The organism is Pseudoflavonifractor phocaeensis, assembly GCF_016901955.1.
Taxonomy (GTDB): Bacteria; Bacillota; Clostridia; order Oscillospirales; family Oscillospiraceae; genus Flavonifractor; species Flavonifractor phocaeensis_A.
Window position 1 is genome coordinate 1 of the sequence record NZ_JACJLC010000086.1, and the last position, 11,360, is coordinate 11,360.

Here is an 11,360-nt window from a genome sequence, read left to right on the forward strand (position 1 = left end):
CCGCTTTGACCCCAGAAGAAGCTGAATCTATGACAGCCGCCGGGCCATGGCCCGGCGGCTGTCATAGATTCAGCTTCTTCTGGGGTCAAAGCGGACCTTTACCCGGCCGCCGCACACCATGCCCAGCTCGGCGGCGGCGTGGGACAGGTCGTACTCCACCGTATCTCCCGGTCCGCCGGCGGTCCACAGGGCCTGGGCGTGGAGCTTGGCCTCGTACTCCACCTGGCCGCCGCCGATGGTGCCCGCGCAGCTGCCGTCGGGGGCCACCAGCATCCAGGTGCCCACCCCCCGGGGGGCGGAGCCGTGCTTCTCCACGATGGTGCACAGCACCCCCGGCCCCTCCGGCGGCTTTACCGCCCCGGGACCCTTGCCCGCCCGCACCTGCACCAGCTGAGCGGCGATGGACACGGCGATCTCCGCCGGGGTCTGGCCTCCGATGGACAGGCCAATGGGAGCGCACACCCCGTCCAGCATTTCCCGGGAAAAACCCTCCTCCAGCAGGGCCTGCCGGACGGTGGCCACCTTGATCTTGCTGCCGATCATGCCCACGTAGGCGTACCGGCCCCGGAGCACCTGGGCCAGGCACTGCTTGTCAAAGGCGTGGCCCCGGGTGAGGATGGCGAAATAGTCGGTGTCCCGGCTGCCCAGCTGGTCCAGGGCCTGGGCAAAGGGCATGCACAGCACCTGGTGGGCCATGGGGAACCGGGCTCCGTTGGCGAACTCCGGCCGGTCGTCGATGACGGTGACCTCAAACTCCAGCCGGGCGGCCACATGGGCCAGCTCCAGGGATACGTGGCCCCCGCCGCACAGGATCAGTCGTTCCACAGCCCCAGTCTCCTTCCAAAGTACAAAATGCCCTCCAGCACCCCGCCGCCGATGGCCCGGGCCTTGTCGGACACGGTGAAGCAGTGCTCCACCTCGCACCGGGGGTCGATATCCCCCGCCTTCATGCCGGTGTGCACCGGGATGCCCGCCGGCAGCATGCCCCGGACGATGCCGGTAAGCTGGGCGGCCACCGGCACCCCGTTCACCCGGGCCACCACGTCCCCCAGCTTGACCTGCTGGCCGATGGATGCCACCGGCTCAAAGGGCCCGTCGGCGGGGGCCCGGATGATGCGCTCTCTGGTGAAGCCCCCCACGTCTCCGGGCACGCCGGTGTTGGGGATGGCGGAGCCCGCCAGGATCAGCCGCCCCAGCTGGTGGCCCCGCTTGGTCTCAATGACGCCGTGGCAGTCCACCCCGGCGGTAAAGCCGGGACCCAGGGCCAGCACGATGGGGGCGTCGGTGATGGTGGTACCCAGGTTTTTTTTGGCGATAATGCCGTCTACTACCACCGTAAAGGGCAGCTCTTTTAAAATTCGGGCCTCCGGGTCGGCCAGCACCGGGATCTCCCCCGCGGCCAGAATGGCCTGGGCCTGGGTCTTGTCCGCCGCCCGCCGGGCGGTGACGTCCTCCACGGTGGCCGTCCCGTCATACATGCACTGGGAAAAGGCCACTGTCCGCCGGACGGCGGTGGGCTGGGCAATGTCCGTCATAACCACCCCAAAGCCCGCCCGGTGCAGCCGCACCGCCGTGCCGGTGGCCAGGTCTCCCGCCCCTTTGATCAAAACCAGCATTGTCCGCCTCGCTCCTCTTCGGTATAATGGGTGATGACGCTGTGGATGCCCCGCCCCGCCAGCAGGGCCTGGATCTCTTCCCCATAGCCCTGCCGTGCCCGGTCGTCCGCCTTGTTCAGCAGGCAGCGGAAGGCCATGGCCTGTCCCACGTCCTTCCGGCCCCCCAGGGGACTGGCCAGGATGGCCGCCACGTCGGCGGGGGTGAGGATGTGGGAGAGGGTCACGCCCAGCAGGGCGGCCACCCGCTCCGGCCGGTGGCAGACAGCCTGAATGGTCTGTCCCACACAGTCCAGCCCGGCCACCGCCACCACCGCCTGGGTGGCGGGAGGGATCACCGGCTCATGGTCCGCCGGGGCCTTTAAGGGGAGCAGCCTGGCCCCGTCGGCCTCCATCAGCACCACATCGGCGGCGGCCAGGGCTTCCTCCAGGGTACCCGCCCCGGTGAGCTTGCCCCGGTGGTCGTACCGGCCCAGAGTGACCACCGGATGGGTGGCCAGCAGGGTGGGCAGCTCCCCCGGGTCGCCGGTGAGGGGGAGCCGGGGATGAGGCAGTATGTGGGTGGTGGTGGTGACCACCACCGTCAGGCCTGCCGCCGCCCCTTCATGGGCCAGGGCGTACATGGTGGAGGACTTGCCGCCGCCTCCCACCAGAGCCACCGCCTGGTGACGGCGGGGGTCCAGGTCCAGGGCGCTCCAAAGCTCCATCTCTTATCCTCCCAAGGTGTGTTCCGCCAGAATTTTCAGGCCGATGCCGATGAGCACCAGGCCCCCGGCCAGCTCGGCCCGCTTCTGGAACAGGGCTCCCAGCCGCTTGCCCGCCAGGCCCCCCACCACCGACAGGGCAAAGGCCACCACGCCGATGACGGCGGCGGACAGCAGCACGTTCACCGGCATAAAGGCCATGGACACCCCTACCGCCAGGGCGTCAATGCTGGTGGCGATGGCCAGCAGGCAGAGCCGGCGGGCGGACAGGTCCTCGGGGGCCTCCTCAGCTCCGTCTCCCCGGAGGGAGCCCCACACCATCCGGCCCCCGATGAGGGCCAGTAGGCCGAAGGCCACCCAGTGGTCCACCGCCTGGATGTATTTGCTGACGCTGCTGCCCAGCAGCCAGCCCATCAGGGGCATGGCGAACTGGAACCCGCCGAACCAGCAGCCCAGCTTCAGGGCGTGGCGGACGCCGAAGCCGGGGATGGAGATGCCGCTGGACACCGACACCGCGAAGGCGTCCAGAGCCAGACTGACGGCGATCAGGAAGATTTCGACCAAGCTCATCACCTGCAAAAAAGTAAGGTTCGCTTAAAATAGTATAGCATAGGCTGGGGAATTATGCTATAACTAATCGTGAGATTTTGGCGGTTGGGGCGGGCGGCCACAGGCCGCCCCTACGGAGGGTTGGACAATACCCGGCAGGGCGGGTGGATTTGCCCATAGGGGCGATGATCCATCGCCCGCCGCCCCCTCATCCGGCCCTTCGGGCCACCTTCCCCCCTGAGGGGGGAAGGTCAGGGGCGGGACGGCGGTGTTTGCAGGCAGCAAAGGAGGACGGACATGGAGCATGAGGACTATATGGCCCTGGCCCTGGAGCTGGCCCGGGAGGCCATGGCGGAGGGAGAGGTGCCGGTGGGCTGTGTCATCGTGAAGGACGGGGCGGTGGTGGGCCGGGGCCGCAACCGGAGGGAGACCGCCCGTACCGCCCTGGGCCACGCCGAGATCGAGGCCATTGCCCAGGCCTGTGAGACGCTGGGAGGCTGGCGGTTGAAGGACTGCGCCCTGTACGTCACTCTGGAGCCCTGTCCTATGTGCGCCGGGGCTATCGTCAACGCCCGTATCCCCGCCCTGTATTATGGGGCCAAGGACGACAAGGCGGGCTGCTGCGGCTCGGTGCTCAACCTGTTTGAGGAGCGGTTCAACCACCATCCCCGGATCTACGGCGGCATCCTGGAGGATCAGTGCGCCGCCCTGCTCCAGGCCTTTTTCCGGGGCCTGCGATAGTCCCAGGAAAACAGTAGACATTTAACGGATTTGTAACAAAGTGCCCTAGCTTTTGTAACAAACCCCTGGTATTATCATCTCTGCAAGGGACAAAGCTTCTTTTCATTCTATCCTCCAATCATTGGGGCGGACGGCGGAGCGCAACGCCGTCCGCCCTCTTTTATGCCCGGCGGTGAAAGATGACAGGATCTTTACGTAAATGCCGCAAGATTTAATGGATTTGTAACACCTTCCGTTTGGTTTGTTCACAACTCTTTTGTACTATATGTCTTGCAAGAGACAGTTTCTTTTCATTTCATTGTATCCTCTTTCCTTCGACAAAAGCCGGACGCCAGGAGCAGGCGTCCGGCCTTTGCCGTGTCCGGGCAAAAAAAGCCTGCCGCCCAGGCGGCAGGCTTTTGATATAGATGGGTTAGCCCTTTTCGAAGGTCATGGAGGCGCCGTCCTGCTCCAGGATGATGGTGCTCCCCTCCAGCTTGGCGGAGATGGAGGCCCCCTCGGCGGTGAGGGTCAGGCCGTTGTCGTTGCTCCAGGTGCCCTCGGCGCTCTCGCCCAGGCCAGCGGCGCCGGCCTCCAGCACGAAGGTCTTGTCGCTCTTCAGCTCCAGGGTGATGTCCACGTCCATCCCGGCCATCTGGGCCAGCTGCTGGATGTCCATGTCCAGCCCCTCGGCGCTGATCTTGGTCAGGTGGTAGGTGCCCTCCGGGCTGCCGCCGCCGCAGGCGGCCAGGCTGACCACCATGGCCAGAGCCAGCAGAAGAGCCAGGACGTTCTTCTTCATAGTGTGCTTCATGTCTCTCATCCTTCCTTCTTGATTGCGCAGACTGTTTTACGGGAAATCCTGTGCCGGGAATCCCTTGTGCGACATTATAGCATGGAAGTTATTTAGCATCAAGAAGGAATGCTTAAGATTTGTTTAAGAATGGAAGAGCCAGTCCTCCCGCCGGTCCAGGTCGGCAAGCTCCCGAGGGGAGCCCGCCTCCACCAAAGCCAGCCGCTCCGGATGGCGGCGGATCACTGCCCCGCCGCCGGTGTCCCCGGTGAGGGCGGCCAGCTCCATAAACAGGTCGGCGGGAAAGATCACCGGATTGCCCCGCTGTCCCTGCCAGGAAAGCGCGCAGATGGCGTTTTTTGATTGCTCAAAGGAATGCAAAAGCCTGATAATACTGTCTGTTGTGAGAAACGGCTGGTCGCACACCGAGAAAAGCACTCCCTCCATGCCGCCCATGGCGGAAAGCCCCAGGCGGATGGAGGCGGAAATGCCCTCCTCCGCACCTGGATTGGGGAGGGAGAGAAAGCCAAGGGCGGCCCCGGCCTCCAACACCTCCGGATAGGGGGAGCACACCGCCAGCCGGTCCAGCCCGGCCCCTGCCAGGGCCGTCATGGCCCGGCGGTAGAGGGGGACCCCCTCCACCGCCGCCAGCAGCTTGTTGGAGCCGAACCGCCTGCCCTGGCCGGAGGCCATCAGCACTCCGCCGACCCTCAACGCCAGAACTGGGAGGGGCCCCGGTGGACGTACTGGCCCAGGTTCTCCTGGACCACCCTGCCGTCCCGGACCGCCACGGTGCCGTCCAGCAGCACGGTGTCCGCCCGGCCGGCCATTTCCATGTCCTGGTAGGGAGTGTAGTCCACCCGCTGGTACTGGGTGGCGGCGTCAATACGCCAGGTATAATCCGGGTCGAAAATTACGATATCGGCGTCGCTGCCCACCTGGAGGGCGCCCTTTTGGGGGAACATGCCGAAGAGCTTGGCGGGATGCTCCGCCAGGGCCAGCATGAGCTGGTGGGGGGTAAGGCGGCCGGTTTTCACGCCGTAGGTATACATGAGGGCGGGCCGGTGCTCGGTGCCCGGGATGCCTCCGGGGATGGCGGAAAAGTCCTCCTTGCCCAGCTCCTTGGTGGGGTGGAAGTTAAAGGAGCAGTGGTCGGTGCCGATGGTGTCGATCTCTCCCTTCTCCAGGGCCTCCCACAGGGCGTCCACATCGGACTGGGGCCGCAGGGGAGGGGCGCACACATACTTGGCGCCTTCAAAGCCGGGGAGGTTGTACCTGTCCTCGGTGAGGGTGAAATACTGGGGGCAGGACTCCAGGTAGACCTTCTGGCCCCGGGCTCTGGCCCGCCGGGCGGCCTCCAGCCCCCGCTGGGTGGACAGATGAACCACGTTTACCGGCACCCCGGCCTGCTCGGCCAGAGCCAGCCAGCGGTCCACCGCCTCGGCCTCCATGACGGCGGTATGGGACAGGGGATGGCTGGCGGGAGTGAGCTTGCCGGCGGCCTTCAGCTCGGCGATGGCGGCGTCAATCAGGTCGCCGTTCTCACAGTGGCAGCCCACGACGCCGCCCTCCCTGGCCACTGCCTTGATGGCCTCATAGGCCACCCCGTCGGGCACCCGGATGTTGGCGTAGGCCAGGTAGACCTTGTAGGAGGTGACTCCCTGGGCGGTCATCTCGGGCAGCTCGGCGATGATGCGGCTGTCCCAGTCCTTGATGGTCATGTGGAAGCCGTAGTGGCAGGAGGCGTGGCCCTCTGCCCGGGCGTGCCACTCCTCCAGAGCGGACTGGAGGGAGGCACCCCGCACCGGCTCGGCAAAGTCCAGCACGCAGGTGGTGCCCCCGGCCAGGGCGGCCCTGGTGCCGCTCTCCCAGTTGTCGGCGGTCTCCCGGATGGTGCCCTTGTTCATCTCAAAGTGGGTGTGGGTATCGATAAAGCCGGGGAACACCAGCTTGCCGTTGGCGTCGATGACCTGGCAGTGGTCCGCCGGCAGGTTGGGGCCGATCTGGGCGATCTTGCCGTTTTCCACCCGCAGGTCGGCCTGAACCGGCCCTTCCGGGCAGATCAAGGTGCCGTTTTGAATGAGAATACACATATTGGCTCCTCCTTTTGGAACAAAGATCAGAATTGTACCAGGATCACGGGGATAGCCAGCTTGATGCCGCCTACCGCCACGGTCATGAAAAAGAGCAGCAGCAGGGCCTTGCCCCGGCTCTGAAAGGCGTCCTGCCACCGGTCCAGCATCCGGGTGAAATTGGTCACCCGCTGCTGCCGGCCAATCAGGTCGGCCAGGCTCTTAAAGACTGAGAACACAGTGTAGGCCATCCAAAGGGGCAGGCAGACGATGGCGATGTTGCCCATACCGGTGGCGGTGAAGTAGAAGAAGGTAGAGCAGGCCAGACTGGCCAGGGTAAAGATCATATAGAACCACACGCCGATCTTGGCGGGGACAGAATTCATATCAGATCATCCTTTCCTTTGGGTCGATACCGTGGGCGGCGAAGGCGGCCAGCAGAGCCTCCATGTCCGGGCGTACCACCATGGGCTCCCCGGCGGCTTTGATGCCGCTCTGTACGTCCTTCAGGCCGTTGCCGGTGACGATGCTCACCACCGTGGCGTCGGCGGGAATGCGGCCCTGCTCCAGGGCCCGCTTTACCCCGGCGGTGCCGGTGACGCCGGCGGGCTCGCCAAACACCCCCTGGGTGCGGCCCAGCAGGGTCATGGCGTCCAGAATCTCCCGGTCGGACACGTTAATGGCCATTCCGCCCGATTCCTCCAACGCCCGCAGGGCCTTGTCCGGGTTCCGGGGCACTCCCACGGCAATGGAGTCAGCCAGGGTGTTCTCCTCCATGGGAGTCCAGGGCTTGCCGGTCTGGAGGGCCCGGTTCAGGGGGCAGCAGCCCTCCGCCTGTACCGAGATCAGCCTGGGCAGCCGGTCGATAAACCCGGCGGCGTACAGATCCTTCAGTCCCTTCCAGGCCCCGGCGATGGTACAGCCGTCCCCTACCGACAGGGCGATATAGTCGGGCACCTGCCAGCCCAGCTGTTCCAGGATCTCCAGGGTCACTGTCTTTTTCCCCTCGGACAGGTAGGGGTTGATGGCGGCGTTGCGGTTGTACCAGCCCCACCGGAAAATGGACGCTTTGGACAGCTCAAAGGTGTCCTCATAGCTGCCGTCCACGCTGATGACGTGGGCACCAAAGATTTGCAGTTGGGCCACCTTGCCCTTGGGAGCCCGGCTGGGGACAAAGATGTAGCTCTCCAGTCCGGCGGCGGCGGCATTGCCCGCCAGGGAGGAGGCGGCGTTGCCGGTGGAGGAGCAGGCGATGGTGGAGGCTCCCGCCTCCATTGCTTTGACTACCGCCAGGGAGGAGGCGCGATCCTTCAGAGAGGCGGTGGGGTTGAGACCATCGTCCTTGATGTACAGGGTACGCAGGCCCAGGGCATGAGCCAGCCGGTCAGCCTTGTACAGGGGGGACCAGCCCACCCGCAGGGGTGGGGCGGGGGAGCCCTCCTCCACCGGAAGGAAGGGCCGGTACCGCCACATGGACCAGTCCCGGTTTCCGGCCAGGGTTTTGGGGGAGAAATCCCTGCGAATGGCCCCGTAGTCGTATACGATGTCCAGAATGCCCCCGCAGGAGCAGGTGGTCAGATGAGGCACCGCGGCGTATTCCTTGCCGCATTTCACGCATTTTGCGCCCAATACATACTTCATGCACAGCCCCCCTTGGGCAAAAACAGAGTGGAGAGTTCTTAGGGGCGGAGAGTGTCCGCCCGCCGGTGACCGCCGGGACAGCTTTGAAGATCGGGGCGGCCCCTCATCCGGCGCGGCATACGCCGCGCCGCCTTCCCCCTATGGAGGGAAGGTCAAGGAATGACCCTTACAGGGTCTTCAGAACCCCGGATTCCTCATTGAAGGCACAGATCAGCTCATCCAGAGCGTCGGCCTGGGCGTGGACGTCGGCCCACTCGGTGCCGTACCACAGGTCGTTGAGCTCCTGGCTGGTCTTGCCCTGCTGCTCCACCCAGGTGTAATACTTCAGGTTGTGGACCCGCTTCCGGTCGTAGTAGTTGAGCTCCGCCATGCAGTCTGTTTTCAGGCCCATGAGGTGGAGGGTGTAGTCCACCGTGGCGGCCTTGGCGTCATAGGGGCCCAGCTGGTCGGTAAGTTCCGCCAGCCGGGAGCGGTACATGTCCGCCGAGTCGGTGAGGACGGTGCACACCACGTCGTGCTCCGTCAGCTCGTAATACTTGGCCATTTTGATGCAGCACAGCACGTTGGCGATGCCCGAGATCCCCAGCAGAGACAGCCGGGCAATGGCGTCCTCCTCCATGCCGGCCTCCCGGAGCACCTCCTGGCCGGCGGGCTCGTTGAACAGCCGCAGCAGGGCCATGGCGTCGTTGTCGTCCACGTCGATGACCATGTCGGTATTCTTTACGTTGTGGATCCAGGGCACGTGCTTGTCGCCGATGCCCTCCACCCGGTGGTCGCCGAAGCCGTTGTTCAGGATGGTGGGGCACTGGACGGCCTCGCCCACCGCCAGCTTCATGGTGGGGTAGACCTCTTTCAGGTAGTCCCCGCAGCCGATGGTACCGGCGGAGCCGCTGGTAAAGCAGGCCCCCGCCAGCCGGTCCCCGGGGCCCTTGGCGGCCTCGAAGGCCTCCGCCACGGCGGCGCCGGTGACCTTATAGTGCCACAGATGATTGCCCATCTCGGCAAACTGGTTGAAGATCATGCAGCTGGGGTCCCGGCTGAGTTCGTTGGTCTTGTCAAAGATCTCCTTCACATTGGACTCACAGCCGGGAGTCTTGACCACCTCGGCGTCGATGGAGGCCAGCCAGTCAAACCGCTCCTGGCTCATGCCGGCAGGGAGGATGGCCACCCCGTGGACCCCCAGCAGCCGGGAGTTGAAGGCCCCGCCCCGGCAGTAGTTGCCGGTGGAGGGCCACACCGCCTTTTGGCTGGCGGCGTCAAACTGACCGGTGACAAGACGGGGGGCCAGGCAGCCGAAGGAGGCCCCTACCTTGTGGCAGCCGGTGGGGAACCACTTGCCCACCAGGCACAGGATACGGGCAGGCACCCCGGTGAGGGCGGGGGGCAGCTCAATGTAGTTGGGCGCGGCGTTAAACAACCCGCCCTTGGGAACGGGCTGGTTTTTCCAGGTAATGCGGAAGAGGTTCACCGGGTCCACGTCCCACAGGCCCACCTGACTCAGCCGGTCCAGAATGGGTTGGGGCGCCTGCTCCGGATGGAGCATATGGGCAAAGGTGGGGATAACAACCTTGTTTTCCCGGGCAATGGCGATATTGCGGGCAAGGGTTTCAGGATGAATGGTCAGGTCGATCATGGTCAGGCCTCCTTGCGGATTCTTACTTACCAACATGATAGCACAAGCCGGGCAGAATGCAAGAAAAATCAAACAGGGATTGGGCATATCAGACAAATTGTTTGGTAGGGAAGAAGGGGCTTCTTGTTCTGTTTTGTGGAAAACGGGCCTGCCGCGCGTCTTCGCGGCAGGCCCGTTTCTGCGGATCTGGGGAAAGAGGGGAGTGGCAAAGCCGGCCCGCCCCTTAGCCGGCGATCTCCCACTCCCAGAAGTGGTAAAACAAATTCTGCTGGGTGGGGGTCATGTGGGTGATACCGCTCCACTGGGTGAGGGCGGACCAGTTTTTGAAGCAGAGGACGGCAAAGGGCGGATCCTCCAGCAGCTCGCTGCACAGGTTCTTGGCGGACCAGCCCCGGCCCTGGCCGGTGGCGGCCCGGTAGCTGTTGAGGGCGTCTACCGCCTCCTGATTGTTATATCCCCCGTAGTTGAGGGCCCCGCCGGGGGTGATGAGGGCGGTGAGATCAAAGTCGGCGGTGAGCCGCACCTCCCCCAGGTAGAGGTCAAAATCCCGCCGCTGGAGGGCGGCGAGGTAGTCGGTCCACTCCAGCTTGGTAAGGGTGATTTGTATGCCCAGGTCGTTGAGATCGTCCGCCAGGCTCTGGGCGGCGGCCACCCGGTCCTGATTCTCGCTGGACACCACCAACTCCAGGGTGGTCCCATCGGACCATCCCGCCTGGGCCAGGGCCTGCTCCACCTCCCTGGGGGAGTAGGACACCGTCTCCCCCAGGCTGGAGGGGTAGAAGCTGCTCTCCGGGTGGAGGGGCAGGGTGGCGGCCACGGCGTGGCGGGAGTAAATGCCGGTGGCCACCGCTTCCCGGTCGAAGGCCTTCAGCAGGGCCTTACGCACCGCTGCGCTGGCGCAGGGGCCGGACGTTGTGTTGAAGCCCACGTACACCATATTGGCGGTGGGGTAGTCCACCGTGTTGAAGGTGCCGGAAAAACCCAGGGCCCCGGTGGCGGTGAGGTCGGTGCCCACCAGGGAGATCTCCCGGGTGTCAAAGGCGTGGATCAGATCGTCGGTCTCCTGGATGCCCCGAAGGGGAATGGAGTCCCGGGGCAGCTCCTCCCCCCGCCACCAGTGGGGATTGGCGGTAAGGGACAGGTCCTCTCCGCTGCCGGTGATGACATAGGGGCCGGTACCCAGGGGGACGCCCCCCTCGGTCTCCTTCACGATAGGGATGTCCAGCAGAGAGGGCAGGACTCCGTTGGCCCGGCTGAGGGTGATGGTCACCGTCCCCTCCCCGGCGGTAATCTCGGCCACGTCGGCAAACCGGGCGGAGTAGAGGGTGCTGGTACGGGCCAGCTCCAGGGAGGAGAGCACCTCGGCGGTGGTGAGAGGGCTACCGTCGGAAAAGGTCACCCCGGAGCGGAGGGTAAAGGTCCAGGTCAGCCCGTCAGAGGACATGGTGTAGCTGCTGCACAGGACCTCTTCGGCGTCAAACTGGGGATCCACGGCAAACAGCCCCTCGTGCAGCAGGCCCCCCAGCAGCAGGTTGGTGCGGTTGGAGCCGGTGATGGGATGGTAGCCCGCGTCAGGATAGCAGGCCAGGGCAAACTCCGCCGCCACCGGGGTGGGGGTGGGGGTTGGGGTAGCGG

12 protein-coding genes are annotated in these 11,360 nt (G+C 65.1%); 1 reads left to right on the forward strand and 11 read right to left on the reverse strand.

Annotated elements, in window-relative coordinates; all coding sequences use genetic code 11:
- Window positions 1–69: 69 nt before the first annotated feature.
- Genes H6B51_RS14280 through H6B51_RS14295 form a run of 4 tightly spaced genes read right to left on the reverse strand, consistent with a single transcriptional unit; the run spans window position 70 to window position 2,887 of the window.
- Window positions 70–825 carry an XdhC family protein gene (locus H6B51_RS14280; RefSeq protein ID WP_204884317.1) on the reverse strand — a complete coding sequence of 252 codons (756 nt, stop codon included), beginning with the start codon at window positions 823–825 and terminating at the stop codon, window positions 70–72.
- Window positions 813–1,616, reverse strand: coding sequence for a selenium-dependent molybdenum cofactor biosynthesis protein YqeB (gene yqeB, locus H6B51_RS14285; protein WP_204884318.1), 804 nt, complete (start codon window positions 1,614–1,616; stop codon window positions 813–815). Before yqeB ends, H6B51_RS14280 begins: the two co-directional genes overlap by 13 nt.
- On the reverse strand, window positions 1,604–2,320 hold the full coding sequence (yqeC, locus tag H6B51_RS14290; RefSeq protein ID WP_204884319.1) for a selenium cofactor biosynthesis protein YqeC: 717 nt from the start codon (window positions 2,318–2,320) through the stop codon (window positions 1,604–1,606). The genes yqeB and yqeC overlap by 13 nt, the downstream gene beginning before the upstream one ends.
- Window positions 2,321–2,323: 3 nt before the next feature.
- Window positions 2,324–2,887, reverse strand: coding sequence for a manganese efflux pump MntP (locus H6B51_RS14295; protein WP_204884320.1), 564 nt, complete (start codon window positions 2,885–2,887; stop codon window positions 2,324–2,326).
- A 276-nt stretch (window positions 2,888–3,163) separates the two neighbouring features.
- Between H6B51_RS14295 and H6B51_RS14300 the strand changes: the two genes are divergently transcribed.
- Complete coding sequence (locus tag H6B51_RS14300; RefSeq protein ID WP_204884321.1) at window positions 3,164–3,607, forward strand: nucleoside deaminase; 444 nt, start codon at window positions 3,164–3,166, stop codon at window positions 3,605–3,607.
- Between the two features lie 412 nt (window positions 3,608–4,019).
- Here the strand turns inward: H6B51_RS14300 and H6B51_RS14305 are convergent, their stop codons facing one another.
- The 7 genes from H6B51_RS14305 to H6B51_RS14335 all read right to left on the reverse strand — a co-directional run.
- On the reverse strand, window positions 4,020–4,400 hold the full coding sequence (locus H6B51_RS14305) for a hypothetical protein (protein ID WP_204884322.1): 381 nt from the start codon (window positions 4,398–4,400) through the stop codon (window positions 4,020–4,022).
- Between the two features lie 123 nt (window positions 4,401–4,523).
- On the reverse strand, window positions 4,524–5,072 hold the full coding sequence (locus H6B51_RS14310) for a nucleotidyltransferase family protein (protein WP_204884328.1): 549 nt from the start codon (window positions 5,070–5,072) through the stop codon (window positions 4,524–4,526).
- Between the two features lie 17 nt (window positions 5,073–5,089).
- Window positions 5,090–6,472 (reverse strand): dihydropyrimidinase, encoded by a 1,383-nt coding sequence (gene hydA, locus H6B51_RS14315; RefSeq protein ID WP_204884323.1) that lies wholly within the window; start codon window positions 6,470–6,472, stop codon window positions 5,090–5,092.
- Between the two features lie 26 nt (window positions 6,473–6,498).
- Window positions 6,499–6,837 carry a hypothetical protein gene (locus H6B51_RS14320; protein WP_204884324.1) on the reverse strand — a complete coding sequence of 113 codons (339 nt, stop codon included), beginning with the start codon at window positions 6,835–6,837 and terminating at the stop codon, window positions 6,499–6,501.
- A 1-nt stretch (window position 6,838) separates the two neighbouring features.
- Window positions 6,839–8,092 (reverse strand): threonine synthase, encoded by a 1,254-nt coding sequence (locus tag H6B51_RS14325; RefSeq protein ID WP_204884325.1) that lies wholly within the window; start codon window positions 8,090–8,092, stop codon window positions 6,839–6,841.
- A gap of 166 nt (window positions 8,093–8,258) precedes the next feature.
- Window positions 8,259–9,725, reverse strand: a complete 1,467-nt coding sequence (locus H6B51_RS14330) for a pyridoxal-phosphate dependent enzyme (RefSeq protein ID WP_204884326.1) — start codon at window positions 9,723–9,725, stop codon at window positions 8,259–8,261.
- A gap of 223 nt (window positions 9,726–9,948) precedes the next feature.
- A partial coding sequence (locus H6B51_RS14335; protein ID WP_204884327.1) for an ABC transporter substrate-binding protein occupies window positions 9,949–11,360 on the reverse strand: 1,412 nt, incomplete at its 5' end.

What these genes read in the sequence shown, in the direction of transcription:
- H6B51_RS14300 (WP_204884321.1), top strand. Translation starts at nt 3,164, where the DNA reads ATGGAGCATGAGGACTATATGGCCCTGGCCCTGGAGCTGGCCCGGGAG.
- H6B51_RS14305 (WP_204884322.1), bottom strand. Translation starts at nt 4,400, where the DNA reads ATGAAGCACACTATGAAGAAGAACGTCCTGGCTCTTCTGCTGGCTCTG.
- H6B51_RS14310 (WP_204884328.1), bottom strand. Translation starts at nt 5,072, where the DNA reads ATGGCCTCCGGCCAGGGCAGGCGGTTCGGCTCCAACAAGCTGCTGGCG.
- hydA (WP_204884323.1), bottom strand. Translation starts at nt 6,472, where the DNA reads ATGTGTATTCTCATTCAAAACGGCACCTTGATCTGCCCGGAAGGGCCG.
- yqeB (WP_204884318.1), bottom strand. Translation starts at nt 1,616, where the DNA reads ATGCTGGTTTTGATCAAAGGGGCGGGAGACCTGGCCACCGGCACGGCG.
- H6B51_RS14330 (WP_204884326.1), bottom strand. Translation starts at nt 9,725, where the DNA reads ATGATCGACCTGACCATTCATCCTGAAACCCTTGCCCGCAATATCGCC.
- H6B51_RS14325 (WP_204884325.1), bottom strand. Translation starts at nt 8,092, where the DNA reads ATGAAGTATGTATTGGGCGCAAAATGCGTGAAATGCGGCAAGGAATAC.
- H6B51_RS14295 (WP_204884320.1), bottom strand. Translation starts at nt 2,887, where the DNA reads ATGAGCTTGGTCGAAATCTTCCTGATCGCCGTCAGTCTGGCTCTGGAC.
- H6B51_RS14320 (WP_204884324.1), bottom strand. Translation starts at nt 6,837, where the DNA reads ATGAATTCTGTCCCCGCCAAGATCGGCGTGTGGTTCTATATGATCTTT.
- yqeC (WP_204884319.1), bottom strand. Translation starts at nt 2,320, where the DNA reads ATGGAGCTTTGGAGCGCCCTGGACCTGGACCCCCGCCGTCACCAGGCG.